This is a genomic window from Cedecea neteri (assembly GCF_000757825.1).
Taxonomy (GTDB): Bacteria; Pseudomonadota; Gammaproteobacteria; order Enterobacterales; family Enterobacteriaceae; genus Cedecea; species Cedecea selenatireducens.
In genome coordinates this window covers 1,797,395-1,816,387 of the sequence record NZ_CP009451.1, presented here as the reverse complement: position 1 = coordinate 1,816,387, position 18,993 = coordinate 1,797,395, and the positions used below count along the sequence as shown (strand labels likewise).

15 protein-coding genes are annotated in these 18,993 nt (G+C 56.4%); 8 read left to right on the top strand and 7 right to left on the bottom strand.

All coding sequences use genetic code 11. The annotated features are described in order from the left end of the window. Positions 1 to 187 precede the first annotated feature (187 nt). The 4 genes from fhuA to fhuB are packed head-to-tail and all read left to right on the top strand — an operon-like array spanning position 188 to position 6,116. Positions 188 to 2,395 carry a ferrichrome porin FhuA gene (fhuA, locus tag JT31_RS08315; protein ID WP_038482943.1) on the top strand — a complete coding sequence of 736 codons (2,208 nt, stop codon included), beginning with the start codon at positions 188 to 190 and terminating at the stop codon, positions 2,393 to 2,395. Between the two features lie 48 nt (positions 2,396 to 2,443). Further along, the gene (fhuC, locus tag JT31_RS08310) at positions 2,444 to 3,241 is read left to right on the top strand and encodes a Fe3+-hydroxamate ABC transporter ATP-binding protein FhuC (RefSeq protein ID WP_038475466.1); all 798 of its coding nucleotides are present in this window, start codon (positions 2,444 to 2,446) and stop codon (positions 3,239 to 3,241) included. After that, positions 3,241 to 4,140: a Fe(3+)-hydroxamate ABC transporter substrate-binding protein FhuD gene (fhuD, locus tag JT31_RS08305; RefSeq protein WP_038475465.1), complete on the top strand. Its 900-nt coding sequence runs from the start codon at positions 3,241 to 3,243 to the stop codon at positions 4,138 to 4,140. The genes fhuC and fhuD overlap by 1 nt, the downstream gene beginning before the upstream one ends. Then, positions 4,137 to 6,116: a Fe(3+)-hydroxamate ABC transporter permease FhuB gene (fhuB, locus tag JT31_RS08300; protein ID WP_038475464.1), complete on the top strand. Its 1,980-nt coding sequence runs from the start codon at positions 4,137 to 4,139 to the stop codon at positions 6,114 to 6,116. Before fhuD ends, fhuB begins: the two co-directional genes overlap by 4 nt. 46 nt (positions 6,117 to 6,162) lie before the next feature. On the opposite strand, the gene hemL is transcribed toward fhuB, so the two are convergent. Beyond that, entirely contained in the window at positions 6,163 to 7,443 is a 1,281-nt protein-coding gene (gene hemL, locus JT31_RS08295; protein WP_038475463.1) for a glutamate-1-semialdehyde 2,1-aminomutase, read from the bottom strand. A gap of 177 nt (positions 7,444 to 7,620) precedes the next feature. Here hemL and clcA point away from each other — a divergent pair, with 177 nt between their 5' ends. Continuing rightward, complete coding sequence (clcA, locus tag JT31_RS08290; protein ID WP_038475462.1) at positions 7,621 to 9,042, top strand: H(+)/Cl(-) exchange transporter ClcA; 1,422 nt, start codon at positions 7,621 to 7,623, stop codon at positions 9,040 to 9,042. Between the two features lie 80 nt (positions 9,043 to 9,122). Continuing rightward, positions 9,123 to 9,467: an iron-sulfur cluster insertion protein ErpA gene (gene erpA, locus JT31_RS08285; protein ID WP_038475460.1), complete on the top strand. Its 345-nt coding sequence runs from the start codon at positions 9,123 to 9,125 to the stop codon at positions 9,465 to 9,467. 50 nt (positions 9,468 to 9,517) lie between these two features. On the opposite strand, the gene JT31_RS08280 is transcribed toward erpA, so the two are convergent. Genes JT31_RS08280 through mtnN form a run of 3 tightly spaced genes read right to left on the bottom strand, consistent with a single transcriptional unit; the run spans position 9,518 to position 11,652 of the window. Further along, positions 9,518 to 10,138: a TRIC cation channel family protein gene (locus JT31_RS08280; RefSeq protein ID WP_038475458.1), complete on the bottom strand. Its 621-nt coding sequence runs from the start codon at positions 10,136 to 10,138 to the stop codon at positions 9,518 to 9,520. Between the two features lie 22 nt (positions 10,139 to 10,160). Further along, positions 10,161 to 10,961 (bottom strand): vitamin B12 ABC transporter substrate-binding protein BtuF, encoded by an 801-nt coding sequence (gene btuF / locus JT31_RS08275; RefSeq protein ID WP_038475456.1) that lies wholly within the window; start codon positions 10,959 to 10,961, stop codon positions 10,161 to 10,163. After that, positions 10,954 to 11,652: a 5'-methylthioadenosine/S-adenosylhomocysteine nucleosidase gene (mtnN, locus tag JT31_RS08270; RefSeq protein WP_038482940.1), complete on the bottom strand. Its 699-nt coding sequence runs from the start codon at positions 11,650 to 11,652 to the stop codon at positions 10,954 to 10,956. Before mtnN ends, btuF begins: the two co-directional genes overlap by 8 nt. Positions 11,653 to 11,746: 94 nt before the next feature. Here mtnN and dgt point away from each other — a divergent pair, with 94 nt between their 5' ends. Both dgt and degP read left to right on the top strand, forming a co-directional pair. Continuing rightward, entirely contained in the window at positions 11,747 to 13,261 is a 1,515-nt protein-coding gene (gene dgt / locus JT31_RS08265) for a dGTPase (protein ID WP_038475455.1), read from the top strand. Between the two features lie 143 nt (positions 13,262 to 13,404). Further along, complete coding sequence (gene degP / locus JT31_RS08260) at positions 13,405 to 14,832, top strand: serine endoprotease DegP (RefSeq protein WP_038475454.1); 1,428 nt, start codon at positions 13,405 to 13,407, stop codon at positions 14,830 to 14,832. A gap of 57 nt (positions 14,833 to 14,889) precedes the next feature. Here the strand turns inward: degP and JT31_RS08255 are convergent, their stop codons facing one another. From JT31_RS08255 to glnD, 3 genes are all read right to left on the bottom strand, one after another. After that, on the bottom strand, positions 14,890 to 15,279 hold the full coding sequence (locus JT31_RS08255; protein WP_008456913.1) for a DUF3461 family protein: 390 nt from the start codon (positions 15,277 to 15,279) through the stop codon (positions 14,890 to 14,892). A 110-nt stretch (positions 15,280 to 15,389) separates the two neighbouring features. Beyond that, on the bottom strand, positions 15,390 to 16,214 hold the full coding sequence (gene dapD, locus JT31_RS08250) for a 2,3,4,5-tetrahydropyridine-2,6-dicarboxylate N-succinyltransferase (RefSeq protein WP_016534961.1): 825 nt from the start codon (positions 16,212 to 16,214) through the stop codon (positions 15,390 to 15,392). Positions 16,215 to 16,311: 97 nt separating this feature from the next. Then, positions 16,312 to 18,984, bottom strand: coding sequence for a bifunctional uridylyltransferase/uridylyl-removing protein GlnD (glnD, locus tag JT31_RS08245; protein ID WP_038475453.1), 2,673 nt, complete (start codon positions 18,982 to 18,984; stop codon positions 16,312 to 16,314). Between the last annotated feature and the right edge of the window lie 9 nt (positions 18,985 to 18,993).

Genomic DNA, 18,993 nt, shown 5'->3' with positions numbered 1-18,993 from the left:
GGCGTTCCTTATCTTAAATTTCACACCTGAATAACACCTCATAAACCATCAGGTTATTTCTTATTCCCTTAGTATCCGCACGGATGTGAAGCACTTGCTATGCAGCAAACGTTTCGTCTATTATCCTGCGGGCATAATAATAATTATCGTTTACGTTATCATTTACTACTTCACCAGAGAAAATATCATGGCGCGTTCACTCCCTGGTCAGCCAGCCAAAAACCCTGTCCGTAAGCTTGCCCTTTTCGTGGCGGCGGCGGTGGGCACCGTCAGCGCAAATAGCTTCGCGGCGGATACCGGCACGACCAAAAAAGAAGACACAATTACCGTTTCTGCCACCGCGGTGCCGGCCGAAAGCGCATGGGGGCCATCGCCAACCATCGCCGCCAAGCGCAGCGCCACGGCGACCAAAACCGATACCCCGATTGAAAAGACCCCGCAGTCTATTTCGGTGGTGACCCGCGAAGAGATGGATACCCGTCAGCCGCAGACGGTGAAAGAGGCCCTGGATTACACGCCTGGCGTGTTCTCTACTCGCGGAAGTTCTTCAACTTATGACGTTGTCTCCATTCGTGGTTTCACGACATCTTCGACCGTTAACACTAACCAATATCTGGATGGCATGAAACTGCAGGGAGATAACTACTCTGAAGCTTCTATGGATCCTTATTTCCTGGAACGTGTTGAGCTGCTGCGTGGCCCTGTGTCTGTGCTTTATGGTAAAAGCCATCCAGGCGGCGTAGTGAGTATGGTCAGCAAGCGCCCGACGACCGAGCCGCTGCACGAAATTCAGTTTAAGATGGGCACTAACAACCTGTGGCAAACCGGTTTTGACTTCAGCGATGCGCTGGATGATAACGGTGAATTCTCCTACCGCCTGACTGGCTTAGGCAGCAGCGAAAATGCCCAGCAAGAAATGGTCAAATCAAACCGCTACGCTATTGCCCCATCCTTTAGCTGGCGCCCTGATGACAAAACAGATTTCACCTTCCTGAGCAACTTCCAGAGCGATCCTAACGCGGGTTATTACGGCTGGCTTCCTCGCCAGGGCACGGTTGTTCCTTACGTTGATGCCAACGGCAACTCTCACAAATTGCCTACCGATTTCAATGAAGGTGAGAGAGACAACAAAATGTCTCGTCGCCAGCAAATGGTTGGCTATAGCTTCGCGCACGAGTTCAACGATACCTGGACCGTTCGCCAGAATCTTCGCTATACGCGTATTCACACGCTCTATGATTCCGTTTACGGGAATGGCTATGTCGCTCCAGGACAGATTAGCCGTGCCTACGTTCGTTCTGACGAAGACCTCAATAACTTCTCAGTAGATACTCAGGCGCAGGCTAAATTCGCCACAGGGGCGGTTGACCATACCCTGCTGACCGGCGTTGATTACATGCGTATGCGCAACGACATTGACGCTATGTATGGCTCTGCAGACCCACTTAGCATGAGTAATCCGCAGTACGGCAACGCGAACGTTGTGACGAACTTCCCTTATGCAGTCATTAACCGTCAGCAGCAGACGGGACTTTACATGCAGGATCAGGCGGAGTGGAACCGGTTCGTTCTGACGCTGGGTGGCCGATATGATTTTGCTAAAACGTCTACGTTTACGCGCTCCTCAGGAACATTGGCTGAAGTTAGCGATAACCAATTCACGTGGCGTGGTGGCCTGAATTATCTGTTCGATAATGGCATCTCTCCTTACGTGAGCTACAGCGAATCCTTTGAACCGGTGTCAGGCTCTACCAAACAAGGTAAGCCATTCGATCCGTCTAAAGGTAAACAGTACGAAGTTGGCGTGAAATACGTACCTAAAGACATGCCGGTCACGGTCACCGCTGCCGTTTATCATCTGACGAAAGACAAGAACTTAACTGTCGACCCTAACGATAATGCCTTTAGTGTTCAGGGGGGAGAAATTCGCTCCCGTGGCCTGGAGCTCGAAGCCAAAGCCGCCGTTAGCGCGAATATCAACCTGACCGCTTCTTACACCTACACTGATGCTGAATATACTCATGACACGCTGTATCAGGGTAAACGCCCGGCAGAAGTGCCACGTAATATGGCCTCCCTGTGGGCTGATTACACCTTCCACGAAACCGCACTGAGTGGATTCACCTTCGGGGCTGGTGCTCGTTATGTCGGCGCAACGTCCAGCTTCTATGCTTCCGGCCCGCAGGTGAACGAGACGTTTAACGTGCCGAGCTATACCGTTGCCGATGCTATGGTTAAGTACGATCTGGCTCGATTCGGCTTGCCTGGCTCTTCCGTGGCTGTGAACGTCAACAACCTGTTCAACCGTGAGTATGTCTCAAGCTGCTACCGTGACTATGCATGCTACTGGGGCGCTGAACGTCAGGTGGTTGCTACCGCGACCTTCCGCTTCTAACTTGTCTCCCGGGCACGGTTCGCCGTGCCCTTCACTAAGATGGCTACCATGCAGGATAAACACCTTCAGCCCGACACCACTTTTAGCCTCACTGATGTGACCTTCCGCGTGCCCGGTCGCACGTTGCTTCATCCGCTTTCCATCACCTTCCCGGTGGGAAAAGTGACCGGTCTGATTGGTCACAACGGTTCTGGTAAATCGACGCTGCTGAAAATGCTGGGTCGCCACCAGAAGCCCTCGGACGGTGAGATCCTGCTTAACTCGCAGCCGCTGGACAGCTGGAGCAGCAAAGCTTTTGCCCGTCAGGTCGCCTATCTTCCCCAGCAGCTCCCGGCCGCTGAGGGGATGACGGTTCGCGAGCTGGTAGCGATTGGCCGCTATCCGTGGCATGGGGCATTAGGGCGCTTTGGCGTGGCCGACCGCGAGCTGGTCGATGAGGCAATTAGCCTGGTTGGGTTGAAGCCGTTTGCGCATCGTCTGGTGGATAGCCTCTCCGGCGGTGAACGTCAGCGGGCGTGGATTGCCATGTTGGTGGCGCAGGATAGCCGTTGTTTATTGCTCGATGAACCTACCTCCGCGCTGGATATTGCCCATCAGGTGGACGTGCTGGCGCTGATTCATCGCCTGAGCCAGGAGCGCGGCCTGACGGTGGTTGCCGTTCTGCATGATATCAATATGGCCGCACGCTATTGCGATAACCTGGTGGCGCTACGCGGCGGGGAAATGATCGCGCAGGGTACGCCAGAGGCGCTGATGCAAAGCGATACGCTGGAACACATCTACGGTATTCCGATGGGCATCCTGCCGCACCCGGCGGGGGCTGCGCCGGTAAGTTTTGTTTATTGATGAGCCGTATGAATGACTTTCTTTTGACCCGTCGCCGCCTTCTGGCGGCGATGGCGCTTTCACCGCTGCTGCTGAAGCTTCCAGCGGCGCAGGCGGCGGTGCCGGATGCAAAACGCATCATCGCCCTGGAGTGGCTGCCCGTTGAGCTGATGATGGCGCTCGGCGTAACGCCAATGGCCGTCGCCGATATTCCTAATTACCAAATCTGGGTTAACGAACCTAAGCTGCCGGAAGGCGTGGTGGACGTTGGCCTGCGCACCGAGCCTAACCTTGAGCTGATGGCGCAGCTAAAACCCTCTTTAATTCTCTATTCTGCTGGCTACGGACCTTCGCCGGAGAAAATCACCCGCATTGCGCCCGGACTGGGTTTCAATTTTAACGACGGTTCCGGCAAGCCGCTGGATATTGCACGTAAATCGTTAATTCAGCTGGGCGACACGCTGGGCATGCAGCAGGCTGCCAGTAACCATCTGGCCGAGTTTGATGCGTTTATTGCCAGCATGAAGCCCCGCTTTGCCGCTCGCGGTAGCCGTCCGGTGCTGCTGATGTCATTTTTGGATAACCGCCATGCGCTGGTGGTGGGCAAGCACAGCTTATTCGAACAGGTGATGGATCTGCTGGGGGTGACGAATGCCTGGCAGGAACAGACCAACTTCTGGGGAACCACGGTGGTGGGGATTGAGCGCCTGGCGGCGATCAAAGACGCCGATGTGCTGTGCTTTGACCATAAAAACGAAGCGTTAGCCCGCCAGGTTGCCGCGACGCCTCTGTGGAAAGCGATGCCGTTTATCCGCCAGAACCGTTTCCAGCAGGTTCCCGCCGTCTGGCTCTATGGCACGACGATGTCGGCGATGCACTTTGCCCGCGTGCTGGATGACGGCCTGAGGAACCTGGCATGAATAGACGTCACGTGATTTTCCCTGCCGGCCTGCTGCTGGGGCTGTTTGTCTGTGCGTTCTGGCTGACGCTGCATAACATGAGCGGCGTGCTGCCTTCCGGGCAATGGAGTAGTGCCTTTGTCGCCCCGGATATCGACAATATTCAACAGATGCTGTTTCACTTCAGCCTGCTGCCGCGCCTCGCGATATCGCTGCTGGTCGGTGCCGGGCTGGGGCTCGTCGGTGTGTTATTCCAGCAGGTGCTGCGTAACCCACTGGCGGAACCGACCACGCTTGGCGTAGCCAGCGGCGCTCAGCTTGGCGTCACGGTCGCCACGCTCTGGGTGCTACCTCAGACGGCCCAGCCGTTTGCGGCGCTGATTGGCGCGGCAGCAGTTGGCCTGCTGGTCTTCGGCGTTGCCTGGGGCAAGCGCATGTCGCCGGTCACGCTTATTCTTGCGGGCCTGGTACTGAGCCTTTACTGCGGCGCGGTCAACCAGCTGCTGGCTATCTTCCACCACGATCAGCTGCAGAATATGTTCCTGTGGAGCACCGGCTCGCTCAACCAGCAGGACTGGAGCAGCGTAGAAAGCCTGTGGCCACGTTTGCTGGGCGGGCTGTTGCTAACGCTTCTGCTCCTGCGTCCGTTAACGCTGATGGGGCTGGACGATGGCGTAGCCCGTAACCTCGGCCTGGCGCTTTCTCTGGTACGGCTGGCGACGCTGGCGCTGGCGATTGTTCTCAGCGCTCAGCTGGTTAACGCGGTCGGTATTGTCGGTTTTATCGGGCTATTCGCGCCTCTGCTGGCAAAAATGTTAGGCGCTCGTCGCCTGGCGGCTCGTTTATTCCTGGCCCCGGTGATTGGCGCGCTGATCCTCTGGCTTTCTGACCAGGTTGTGGTCTGGCTCTCCAGCGTGTGGGGTGAGGTTTCTACCGGCACCATTACCGCGCTCATCGGCGCGCCTATTCTGCTGTGGCTGCTGCCGCGCCTGCGGACCAGCGGTGCGCCGTCAATGAGCGCCGGAGACCACGTGCAGGCCGAACGTCAGCGCGTTCTGCTGTGGGTGGCGATAAGCCTTGGCGTTCTGCTGCTGGTGATTACCGCCGCGCTGGCTCTGGGGCGCGATGCTCATGGCTGGCGCTGGCTGAGCGGCGCGCTCTTTGATGACGTGCTGCCGTGGCGCTGGCCGCGAGTTATAGCTGCTCTGACCGCAGGCGTGATGCTGGCGGTTGCAGGCTGCCTGATCCAGCGGTTAACCGGCAATGCGATGGCAAGCCCGGAAGTGCTGGGGATTAGCTCCGGCGCGGCGTTCGGCGTCGTACTTATGCTGTTTATCGTGCCTGGAAACGCCTTTGTCTGGCTTCTGCCTGCAGGCAGTCTTGGCGCGGCGGTGACGTTACTGATTATCATGCTTGCTGCCGGGCGTGGAGGCTTCTCGCCGCAGCGTATGTTGCTGGCGGGGATGGCGCTCAGCACCGCATTTACCATGTTATTGATGATGCTGATGGCAAGCGGCGATCCGCGTATGGCGACGCTGCTGACCTGGATCTCAGGTTCGACCTATAACGTTACCGGAGATCAGGCGGTAAGAACGCTGGTGGTTATGGCTATCCTGCTGGCGATAACGCCGCTGTTCCGCCGCTGGCTGGTGATTTTGCCGCTGGGTGGCGCGACGGCGAGAGCGGTTGGTATGGCATTAACGCCATCGCGTTTTGCGCTGTTGTTACTGGCTGCAACGCTGACCGCCACGGCAACGTTAATCGTGGGCCCATTAAGCTTTGTCGGACTGATGGCACCACATATTGCTCGCATGCTTGGGTTCCGCAGGGCGATGCCGCAGATAGTGATTGCCGGGATTTTGGGGGGGATGTTGATGATTCTGGCTGACTGGTGCGGCAGGATGATTCTGTTCCCGAATCAGGTTCCGGCGGGGCTGCTGGCGACGTTTATCGGTGCGCCTTACTTTGTGTATCTGCTGAGAAAGCAGGGGAGGTAACGCCTCACCCGGCTTTATCCCCAAAGGGGCCGGGTGAGGGTAGATATTACAGTTTTGCAAACACGCGGCGCGCCGCGTCGATGGTTCTCTGAATATCTTCTTTGCTATGAGCCACTGACATAAAGCCCGCCTCAAACGCGGACGGTGCCAGGTAAACGCCTTCTTGCAGCATCAGGTGGAAGAAGCGCTTGAAGCGCTCCACGTCGCATGCCACCACGTCTTTATAGCCGGTCACTGTTTCTGCATCGGTGAAGAACAGGCCGAACATGCCGCCGACGTTATTCACCACCAGCGGGATGTTTTCTGCTTTTGCCGCCTTAAGCAGGCCGGTAGCCAGCATTTCCGTCAGTTCGGTCAGAGTCTGATGGACGCCAGGCTGAGAGACTTCGGTCAGGCAGGCGAAGCCAGCCGCCATCGCAATTGGGTTGCCGGAAAGCGTACCCGCCTGGTAAACCGGGCCGGTTGGCGCCAGCGCGTCCATGATTTCACGGCGGCCGCCGAAGGCACCTACCGGCATCCCGCCGCCGATGATTTTGCCGAGGCAGGTCAGGTCTGGCTCGACGTCATAGTAAGACTGAGCGCCAGCCAGCGCCACGCGGAAGCCGGTCATAACTTCATCGATAATCAGCAATGCGCCGAATTCGTCGCACAGCGCACGCAGGCCCGGCAGGAAGTCTGCGTGAGGCGGAATGCAGTTCATGTTGCCGGCAACCGGCTCAACGATGATACAGGCCACATCCTGCGGATATTGCTCAAAGGCTTCGCGGACGGAGACCAGATCGTTGTAGGTGCAGGTCAGCGTGTGTTTCGCAAAGTCTGCCGGTACGCCCGGCGAGTTTGGCTGGCCGAGTGTCAGCGCGCCGGATCCGGCTTTCACCAGCAGGCAGTCCGCGTGGCCGTGATAGCAGCCTTCGAACTTGATGATTTTATCGCGGCCGGTGTAGCCGCGAGCCAGGCGGATGGCGCTCATGGTGGCTTCGGTACCGGAGTTCACCATACGAACCATATCCATGGTCGGAACCAGTTCGCAAACCAGCTCCGCCATTTTCACTTCCATTTCGGTTGGCGCCCCAAAGCTCAGACCGCGCTCAACGGCTTCGATGACCGCATTGCGGATCGCCGGATGGTTGTGGCCGAGCACCATAGGGCCCCACGAGCCGACGTAATCAATATAGGCTTTACCGTCCGCGTCATACAGGTAAGCCCCGTCCGCACGCTCGATAAACAGTGGCACACCGCCCACGCCGGTAAAGGCGCGTACCGGTGAGTTAACGCCGCCGGGAATGACCTGGCGGGCTGCGGCGTACAGGTTTTCAGACTTACTCATGAATCGGCTCCTGATTCGTGGAAATGGTGACAGCGGGCTATTCTATGTGAAACCTGCGCTGCGTTGAAATATTTGCCCAAATCAAACGTTACGGTTTATTAGGGAATTTAATAAGACGAAGGTGTGTTCTGTGGGTAAAATGCCCGCCTTATTTGTATGACTAAACGGTTTGAACCCATGAATTTAGCCCATGATTCTCTCGACCCGGCGCAAAGCGTAAGCCAGCGTCGCGGCGCTATTCTGCGTCGCCTGATTGGCCAGGATAAAATGCCGCTAATGATTCTATTGATGGCTGCCATCGTGGGAACCCTGGCGGGCCTGGTCGGCGTGGCGTTTGAGAAATCGGTCAACTGGGTGCTGCAGCACCGTATCGGTATGCTGGCGCAGGTTGCTGACAGCGCCTGGCTGGTGTGGCCGCTGGCGTTTATCAGCTCCGCGCTGCTGGCGATGGTGGGGTATTTTCTGGTGCGTCGCTTTGCGCCGGAGGCCGGTGGGTCGGGTATTCCTGAAATAGAAGGTGCCCTGGAAGATTTGCGGCCGGTGCGCTGGTGGCGCGTGATCCCGGTGAAATTCATCGGCGGGATGGGCACGCTTGGTGCAGGAATGGTGCTGGGGCGGGAAGGGCCAACGGTACAGCTCGGCGGTAATATAGGGCGAATGGTCACCGACATTTTTCGCATGAAAGGCGCAGAAGCCCGGCACTCGCTGCTGGCGACCGGCGCAGCCGCAGGCTTGTCCGCCGCGTTTAATGCGCCTCTTGCCGGGATTCTGTTTATCATCGAAGAGATGCGTAGCCAGTTCCGCTACAACCTGATTTCGATAAAAGCGGTGTTTATCGGCGTGATTATGTCGAGCATCGTGTTCCGTATCTTTAATACCGAAACGACGGTGATTCAGGTCGGCAAACTGGCGGATGCGCCGGTCAACACGCTGTGGCTGTACCTGATCCTCGGCATGATCTTTGGCATTGTCGGCGTGGTATTTAACCGGCTGGTGATTGGCGCTCAGGATATGTTCCAGCGCATCCACGGCGGCAATATTAAGAAATGGGTGCTGATTGGCGGGCTCATCGGTGGACTTTGCGGCGTGCTGGGGCTTATTCAGCAGGCGGCGTCCGGCGGCGGGTTTAGTCTGATCCCAATTGCGGCGATGGGGAACTACACCATCGGCATGCTGCTGTTCCTGTTTGTGGCTCGCGTTATCACGACGCTGCTGTGTTTTTCCTCCGGCGCACCGGGGGGTATTTTTGCCCCAATGCTGGCGCTGGGCACGCTGTTAGGCACGGCTTTCGGTACGGCCTGTGCGGCCTGGTTCCCGGCTTATCACCTTGATATGGGGACTTTTGCGATTGCCGGAATGGGGGCGCTGCTGGCGGCTTCACTGCGCGCGCCGTTGACCGCAATCGTGCTGGTGCTTGAGATGACGGATAATTACCAGCTCATTCTGCCAATGATAATCACCTGCCTTGGGGCCACACTGTTGGCACAATTCCTGGGCGGAAAACCTTTATACTCGGTTATTCTGGCAAGAACGCTGGCAAAACAAGAGGCTGAGAAGGCCAGAGCGAACGAGCTGGCTTCTGCCGGGCAGAATACTTGAACGATTTACCAGGGTATTAGATAATGCCGCTAAAGTGCGGGTTATTTTCTGCCCGACTTGTTCATTGTTGGGAGCAAAAAATGAGTGATGACGTAGCGCTGCCGCTGCAGTTTACCGAAGCAGCAGCCAATAAAGTGAAAAGTCTGATTGCAGACGAAGAGAACCCTGATCTGAAACTTCGCGTCTATATCACCGGTGGTGGTTGCAGCGGCTTCCAGTATGGCTTCACCTTTGACGACCAGATTAACGACGGCGACATGACCATCGAGAAACAGGGCGTTGCTCTGGTTGTGGATCCGATGAGCCTGCAATACCTGGTCGGCGGCGCGGTAGATTACAGCGAAGGCCTGGAAGGCTCCCGCTTCGTGGTGACCAACCCGAACGCAAAAAGCACCTGTGGGTGTGGTTCTTCCTTCAGCATCTGATGTTCAGCTGAAACAAGAAAGCCGCGTATCAAACGCGGCTTTTTTTATCGCTATTGTCGGTCATTTAGCGCAAAGGTCGGCAGTTTAAGGTGCCAGTAGATGGCCGCCAGGCGAATCACCAAAGTCACCACCATGCCAATCATACTGGCCTGATCCAGCGGGACGTCAAAGGTGTGGTAAGCCGTGGCGTGGACGATACCGCCGATAATGCAGGCGGTGGCGTAAATCTCAGTGCGCAAAATCATAGGGATTTCGCGCGCCAGCACGTCGCGGATGATCCCGCCGCCTACTCCGGTAATTACGCCCATGCAGATTGCAACCAGCGGGCTGGCATGCGCGAGAAAAGCCTTGTTGACGCCAATACCCACAAACACCGCCAGGCCGACGGCATCGAGCACGGGAAGAACCCACTTAGGCAAGCGGCGAGGCTGGCGTATCAGCACAATTGTCAGCATACAGGTCACCATAGCGACGACGAGGTCCGTGGGATCTTTCACCCAAAACACCGGGCCGTTAGCCAGCGCCATATCGCGGATCGTGCCCCCGCCTACCGCCGTGACCACGCCAAGCACCAGCACGCCAAAGGGATCCATCCGCAGCTTTCCGGCTAGCAAAACGCCGGAAATAGCAAACACGGCGGTACCGACGATATCCAGCCAATAGACCAGCATTTATGACCCTCAGAGCGTGACGTTAAGCTTTCGCCAGCTCTTCGCAGAGCTGTTTTGCGGCGAGGATAATACGCGGGCCGGAACGTGTAAACCAGTCATCATTGACGGCAATAACCGGAACTTTCAACTGATTACTCCAGAACTGCCGTACGGACGGAATATTGCTCGCATCGCCAGCAATAATAATAGCCTGTGGTTTGCGCATCAGCACCTGTTCACGGCTGACCTGTGGCCAGGGCACCCGGCTGTCGGCAAAGATATTTTGCCCGCCGCATAGCTCAACGACTTCGTTCTGAATCGACTCTTTGCTGGTGGTAAAAAGCGGCTGCTGGCTGAACTGCAGGAACACTTTTTTGCTTTGGGTATGGCCGTAGCGGGCTTTCAGCTCGGCAAACTGACGGGAAAGCTCAGCCGCGGCCTTCAGCGCTTTTTCAGGCGTTGGGCTAAGCGGTGCAAGCTGGCGCAGCGCGGCCTCAACGTCAGAGACACTTTTCGGATCCAGCCAGATGACCTTGATCCCCAGCGAAACAAGCTGGTTAACCTGCCTGTCGGGATTACCGCCGCGCCAGGCCAGTACCGCATCCGGCTTCAGGGCGACAATGCGCTCGAAATTGACGCCCTGCCAGTTGGCTAACTGTTCAATCTGCTTTGCCTGAGGTGGGTAATCAGAGTAAGCGCTCACCGCAATAGGGGTGATACCGGCCGCGAAGGCCAGTTCGGTATTAGCGGGTGAGAGGGAGATGACCCGAGGCGCCGCCAACAGCAGCGCCGGGAGGCAAAGGAGCAGGGCGGCGGCCCCGCGCCAAAGGATGAGCTTAGCCACGAGCCAGATGCTGAACCAGTTTCTCCACCATCAGGGTGGATTGTTTCGCCGCAACGGCCAGGAACTCTTCAAAGCTGAGGTGAGACTGCTGGTCGGCGACGTCGGAGATAGCGCGAACCACCACGAACGGCGTGTGGAAGTTATGGCAGACGTGGCCAATAGCCGTCGCTTCCATTTCTACCGCAACGGCCTGCGGGAAGTTGTGGCGAATTTTTGCCAGCGCAACGGAGCCGTTAATAAACGCGTCGCCGCTGACGATCAGGCCGCGAACCGCGTGCAGATCCAGCTCTTTAATGCAGGTTTCTGCCGCGTCGATAAGCTTTTTGTCGGCAACGAAAGCCGCCGGACAGCCCGCCATCTGGCCATACTCGTAACCGAAAGCGGTGACGTCAGCATCGTGATAGCGTACTTCGTCGGACACCACGATATCGCCTACTTTCAGCGTTGGCGCCAGGCCACCCGCTGAACCGGTGTTGATGATAACGTCCGGCTTGCAGTGTTCCAGCAGCAGCGTAGCACCCATGGCCGCAGAAACTTTGCCGATGCCGGACTTCAGCAGCGCCACTTCAACACCGTTCAGCGTCCCGGTATAAATTTCGCAACCGGCGATGCTCAGAGTGTGACGGTTTTCGATTTTGTCACGCAGCAGCGTAACTTCTTCTTCCATTGCACCAATAATGCCTGCTTTCATAGAGATACTCGCTAATGTGGTGGAACATGACTCGATTTTCGGGGCATAGTCTATCATGGCAAACAGTCTCCTTATCAACGGAACAGGAGTGGGCATGAGCGAAATAGACTTCCGCAAAAAAATTAACTGGCACCGACGCTTCCGCTCGCCCGAAGGCGTGAAGAGTGAACTTGAGATCCTGCGCATCTTCGAAAGCGATCGCGGCAGGATAATCAACTCTCCGGCCATCCGCCGCCTGCAGCAGAAAACTCAGGTCTTCCCGCTTGAACGCAATGCCGCCGTGCGCACCCGTCTTACCCATTCGCTAGAGGTTCAGCAGGTAGGGCGCTACATTGCCAAGGAGATCCTCAGCCGCCTGAAGGAGCAAAAGGCGCTGGAGAAATATGGCCTCGATGAGCTGACCGGCCCGTTTGAAAGCATAGTGGAAATGGCCTGCCTGATGCATGACATCGGTAATCCCCCGTTCGGCCATTTTGGCGAGTCGGCGATTAACGACTGGTTTCGCCAGCGCCTGCAGCCAAAAGACAGCGGCGGCCAGCCCCGTAGCGAAGACCGCTGCAAGGTGGACGTTTTACGGCTGCGCGAAGGCGAAGAGTCTTTAAACGCATTACGCAGTAAAGTGCGTCAGGATTTATGTCATTTCGAAGGGAACGCACAGGGTATTCGCCTGGTGCATAGCCTGCTGCGGATGAACCTGACCTGGGCGCAGGTCGGCTGCATCCTCAAGTACACCCGTCCAGCCTGGTTTGCCGACACGCCACCTGCCAGCCACGCTTATTTAATGAAAAAACCGGGCTTTTATCTGTCGGAAGAAGGGTATATCGCCCGCCTGCGCAAAGAGCTGGATCTTGGCGAATACAGCCGTTTTCCTCTCACCTGGATAATGGAAGCGGCGGACGATATTTCTTACTGCGTGGCCGATCTGGAAGATGCCGTCGAAAAACGTATTTTCAGCGTTGAGCAACTGTATCAGCATCTCTGCGAGTCATGGGGAGAGCAGGCGAAGGGCGATCTCTTTGAGCTGGTGGTGAAAGATGCCTGGGATAAATCCCGCACCAATCAAATGCGACGCAGCGCGGAAGATCAGTTCTTTATGTATCTGCGCGTCAATACGCTGAACAAGCTGGCCCCGTACGCCGCCCAGCGCTTTATCGACAATTTACCGGAGATTTACTCCGGCGAGTTCAATCATGCGCTGCTGGAGGACGACAGCCCGTTTGCCCGGCTGCTGGAGCTGTATAAACAGGTGGCCGTGCGCCAGGTGTTCAGCCACCCGGATATCGAACAGCTGGAACTGCAGGGTTACCGGGTTATCAGCGGCTTACTGGATATTTACAGTCCCTTACTCGAACTTTCAACCGAGGATTTCACGGAGCTGGTCAGCAAGGAAAGCCTGCGCCGTCTGCCTATCGCGTCACGCCTTTTCCATAAGCTTTCGACCAAACATAGGCTTGCCTATGTGGAAGCGGTGAACGCTTTACACCCGGCAAGCCTTGATTTTTCCGTGTGGGAATACTATTTCCGTGCAAGGCTTATCCAGGATTACATCAGTGGAATGACCGATTTATACGCCTGGGATGAGTATCGACGCCTGATGGCGGTGGAGTGAGGTTTTCGCGAGTTTTGTAAAGATGACCAATAATTTTTTACTTTTTCCATGCACTTAAGCGCTGAACTTAGCGCGTAAAGTTCACTCTGAATGGTGTACACCAACACAGCAATTTTGCGTTATTTGAAAGTTGAGATGATTCCATGAAAAAAACCACGTTAGCAATGAGTGCGCTGGCTCTTAGTCTGGGTTTGGCGCTGAGTCCGATGTCTGCCTCCGCCGCTGAGACGGCCTCTTCTGCATCTGCTGCGCAGCCGCTGCCAAGCCTTGCGCCGATGCTGGAGCAGGTGATGCCTTCAGTGGTGAGTATCAACGTTGAAGGGAGCACAACGGTAAATACTCCGCGTATGGGGCGTAATTTCCAGCAATTCTTCGGTGATAACTCACCGTTCTGCCAGGACGGTTCGCCGTTCCAGAGCTCGCCGTTCTGTCAGGGCGCTGGTCAGGGCGGCAGCCAGCAGCAGAAATTTATGGCGCTGGGTTCTGGCGTCATTATTGACGCAGCGAAAGGCTATGTCGTCACCAATAACCACGTGGTGGATAACGCCAGCGTGATCAAGGTTCAGCTGAGCGATGGCCGTAAGTTTGACGCCAAAGTGGTGGGTAAAGACCCGCGCTCCGATATCGCGCTTATCCAGCTACAGGATCCGAAAAACCTGACGGCGATTAAAATTGCCGACTCCGACGCGCTGCGCGTAGGGGACTACACCGTGGCGATTGGGAACCCGTATGGCCTGGGTGAAACCGTGACCTCCGGTATCGTTTCGGCGCTGGGTCGTAGCGGCCTGAACGTTGAAAACTACGAAAACTTTATCCAGACCGATGCGGCGATTAACCGCGGTAACTCCGGTGGGGCGCTGGTTAACCTGAACGGCGAGCTTATCGGGATCAACACCGCAATTCTGGCGCCGGACGGCGGCAACATCGGTATCGGCTTCGCTATTCCGAGCAATATGGTGAAAAACCTGACCGCTCAGATGGTGCAGTACGGCCAGGTTCGCCGCGGCGAGCTGGGGATTCTGGGCACCGAGCTGAACTCTGAGCTGGCGAAAGCGATGAAAGTCGACGCTCAGCGCGGCGCGTTTGTCAGCCAGGTGATGCCGAACTCTTCCGCCGCAAAAGCGGGCATTAAGGCCGGGGATGTAATTACCTCCCTGAATAATAAGCCTATCAGTAGCTTCGCCGCGCTGCGTGCAGAAGTCGGTTCTATGCCAGTAGGCAGCAAAATCTCGCTGGGCCTGCTGCGCGACGGCAAGCCTGTGACGGTCAGCCTGGAGCTGCAGCAAAGCACCCAGAACCAGGTAGATGCTGCCACTATCTTTACCGGTATCGACGGGGCTGAAATGAGCAACCGCGGCGGTAAAGATCAGAAAGGCGTGCAGGTCACCAGCGTGAAGCCAAATACTCCGGCGGCGCGTATTGGCCTGAAAAAAGGTGACATTATCGTGGGCGTGAACCAGCAGGCGGTGAACAACATCGCCGAGCTGCGTAAAGTGATGGACAGCAAGCCGTCGGTGATGGCGCTGAACATCCAGCGTGGTGATTCGCAGATTTACCTGTTGATGCAGTAATCTCCGTGTAGAACTGAAAAGGGCCGCAAAAGCGGCCCTTTTTTATGGGTTACTGAACTACTTGTTACGGGTCAGTTTTTCCAGATCGGATTCAATTTCGCTGATCTTGTTGGTCACCACTGACTCGAGGTGGCGCAGATCGTCGAGGATCTTACGCTTCAGATCGACCTCGGTGCGGTCGCGCTGGCAAAGCTGATCGAGCTCATCGATGACATAGCGCAGGTTGGGGCTGATCTCCTGCACTTCTTTGTAGCCCTGGCCTACACCATCGGCCACCACGGTTTTGCGCTGGCGTGGGTATTTAAACTTCACGCTTTTGGCAAAAAACTCGCCCTTATCCTTCTGGAAATAGACTTTCAGGATATCGTTGTTGGCTTCCTGCCGGAGGCTGTAACGATCGATTTCATCAGGATTGGTAATACCCAGACTTTTTAAATTATCGTACATAAGCGGTACCCTTAAATATCAATAACCATTAGAGAGTTAACGGAAAATTCCTTTTCCGCTAGTGCCAGATGCAAAAAAGGCGGGATAACCCGCCTTTTGCTGCAAAAAACTTAGTCGATGGTGCGCAGCAGTTCGTTGATGCCCACTTTACCGCGGGTTTTGGCGTCCACTTTCTTCACGATGACCGCGCAGTACAGGCTGTAGGAACCGTCTTTAGAAGGCAGGTTGCCGGAAACGACAACGGAGCCCGCCGGAACGCGGCCGTAGTGCACTTCACCGGTTTCGCGATCGTAGATACGGGTGCTCTGGCCGATATAAACGCCCATGGAGATAACGGAACCTTCTTCGACGATCACGCCTTCGACGACTTCGGAACGTGCGCCGATGAAGCAGTTGTCTTCGATGATGGTTGGGTTAGCCTGCAGCGGCTCAAGTACGCCACCGATGCCGACGCCGCCGGACAGGTGAACGTTTTTACCAATCTGCGCGCAGGAGCCAACGGTCGCCCAGGTATCAACCATGGTGCCTTCATCGACGTAGGCGCCGATGTTGACGTAGGAAGGCATCAGCACGGTGTTACGTGCGATGAAAGCACCCTGGCGGACCGCCGCAGGTGGCACAACGCGGAAGCCTTCTTTCTGGAAACGAGCTTCGTCGTAGTCGGCGAATTTCATCGGGACTTTATCGAAATAGCGGCTTTCAGCGCCTTCGATGACTTTATTGTCGTTAATGCGGAAAGAAAGCAGAACCGCTTTCTTCAGCCACTGGTGGGTTACCCACTGGCCGTCAATTTTTTCAGCAACGCGCAGCGCACCGCTGTCGAGCAGGGCAATCACCTGATTCACCGCTTCGCGGGTCACGGTATCAACATTTGCCGGGGTGATCTCGGCGCGACGCTCGAAAGCGGACTCGATTACATTTTGTAGCTGCTGCATGATGAACATTTCCTGATTGTGACTTACCTTTCAACTTTTGGGCGACAGGGAACTTGACTGTCGCCCGAGGGCCAAAAAGGTAAAAAATAAAAGACCGTTATTTATCGTTTGGATTAAGGGCCGCTGTCAACCGTTGCTGCACTTCCTGCTGGAGCACATTATTAAGCGCACGCCGGTCTGCGGTCGCGATTATAAATAAATCTTCTACTCGCTCACCAATTGTCGTAATTCTCGCCCCATAGAGCGAAATCCCGAGGTCGGCAAACACTTCACCCACCCTCGCCAGCAGGCCAGGCTGATCGAGCGCAATCAGCTCAAGAAACGTACGCCGGTCGGTGTGGGTTGGCAGGAAATTGACTTCGGTATCGACGGTAAAGTGGCGCAGTTTTGCCGACTGGCGACGAGGCTGCGGCGGCTGCCAGGTCGTCTGGGTGATCGCTTGCTCAAGGCTGTGACGAATAATATTGTGTCGGTCAATCGACAGCGGGCTGCCGTCGGGTTCGAGCACGATAAAGGTGTCCATCGCCATGCCGTCACGGGTCGTGAAGATCTGCGCGTCGTGCACGCTGAGGTTACGGCGGTCGAGTTCGGCGCAGACGGCGGCAAACAGATAAGGCCTGTCCGGGCTCCAGATAAAGATCTCCGTGCCGCCGCGCGTTGCCTGTGGGCTAAGCAGGATCATCGGCTGACTGAGATCGTGCTTCAACAAATGACGTGCATGCCAGGCTATCTGGTTTGGCGTATGGCGAACAAAATAGTTGGCCCGGCAGCGCGCCCAGATATGGTGCAGGGCTTCCTCGTTGATATTATCCATCCGCAGCAGTGCAAGCGCCTGAAGCTGGTGGTGGCGGACGCGTTCGCGCATGTCAGGGCTGTTCTGCATCCCGCGGCGCAGCTGCTTTTCGGTAGCGAAGTACAGCTCACGCAGCAGGCTTTGCTTCCAGCTGTTCCACAGCGTTTCGTTGGTTGCGCAGATATCTGCGACCGTCAGGCAGACCAGGTAGCGCAGCCGGTTTTCGGTCTGAACTTCTTCGGCAAACTGCTTGATGACTTCCGGATCCTGAATATCACGACGCTGGGCGGTGACGGACATCAGCAGGTGCTGACGAACCAGCCAGGCAACCAGTTGGGTTTCCCGCGAGTTCAGCCCGTGAAGTTCGGCAAACTTAAGAACGTCCTGCGCTCCCAGCACGGAATGATCGCCGCCTCGCCCTTTGGCGATGTCGTGGAACAGCGCGGCGATTAAGATCAGCTCCGGGTGCGACAGGCGAGGCCACAGATCGACGCACAGCGGGTGCTTCGAGCGTGTTTCTTCTTTGGCGAAGCTTTCCAGCTTTTGCAGGACGCGAATGGTGTGTTCGTCCACCGTGTAGGCGTGGAACAGGTCGAACTGCATCTGGCCGACGATGTGCGACCACTGCGGCATATAGGCCCACAGCACGCTATGGCGATGCATTGGCAGCAGCGCACGGCTTACCGCGCCAGGATGACGCAGCATCACGAGGAACAGCTCGCGGGCTTCCGGAATATAGCAAAGCGGCTGGGTCAGGTGACGGCGGGCGTGGCGAAGATGGCGCAGGGTGGTTGAGTAAATGCCGGTGATGTCGCGATTTCGTACCATCATGTAGAACATGCGCAGGATAGCCTGCGGTTCGCGCATGAACAGAGTTTCGTCCCGCAAATCGATGAGCGTGCCGCGCAGCTGGAAATCATCGTCCAGCGGACGTGGTTTTTCGCTGGCATCAAGCGCCAGAATAGCTTCGTCGAACAGCTGCAGAAGCATCTGGTTCAGCTCGCCCACGCGGCGGGTAACGCGGTAGAAATCCTTCATCATGTGTTCGACCGGCTCGTTGCCCTCGCCGCTGTAGTGCAGGCGCTGGGCCACGCTAAGCTGGCGGTCAAACAGCAGGCGGTTATCGTAGCGATTAACCTCGAGGTGCAGAGCAAAGCGAATGCGCCACAGCAAATGCTGGCATTCATCAAGCTCTTTGCGCTCCGCTTCGGTCAGGAAGCCAAAATCGACCATTTCCCCCATTGAGGTCGCACCGAAGTGGCGGCGGGCCACCCACTGCAGCGTGTGAATATCACGCAGGCCGCCGGGGCTGCTTTTAATATCGGGTTCAAGATTGTAGCTGGTGCCGTGGTAGCGCTGGTGACGCTCGTTTTGCTCTTCAACCTTGGCGGCAAAAAACTTCGCCGACGGCCAGAAGCCTTCACTGAATATATGTTTCTGGAGTTCAAGGAACAGGGCCACGTCGCCAATTAACAGGCGAGACTCGATAAGGTTGGTGGCCACCGTCAGGTCTGATAAGCCTTCCAGCAGGCACTCTTCCAGCGTGCGTACGCTGTGGCCGACTTCCAGCTTCACGTCCCAAAGCAGGGTCAGCAGCTCGCCGATTTTTTGCGCCTGGGCATCGGTCAGCCGCTTGCGGCTCAGGATCAGCAGGTCGATATCCGACAGCGGGTGTAGCTCGGCGCGACCATAGCCGCCCACGGCAACCAGCGCGGCTTCCGGAACATCGGCAAAGCCGTAAGCTATCCACAGCCGCTGCAGCAGCTGATCGATAAATTCGGTGCGGGCTTCAATCAGCCGTTCAGCGGAAATGCCGCTATCAAAGGCCGTACCCAGCCATTTCTGGAAAGTATCTAAGTGCGACTTGATGTCCGCGCAGTTAAGTTCGGCTTCCTGCCAACTGTTTGGATAGTCCGGCTGGCCGGAAATCTCGGGTTCGGTGGTGTTGGCAAACTGCTCTGGTAAAGCTGGACTCATTGTGCGCTA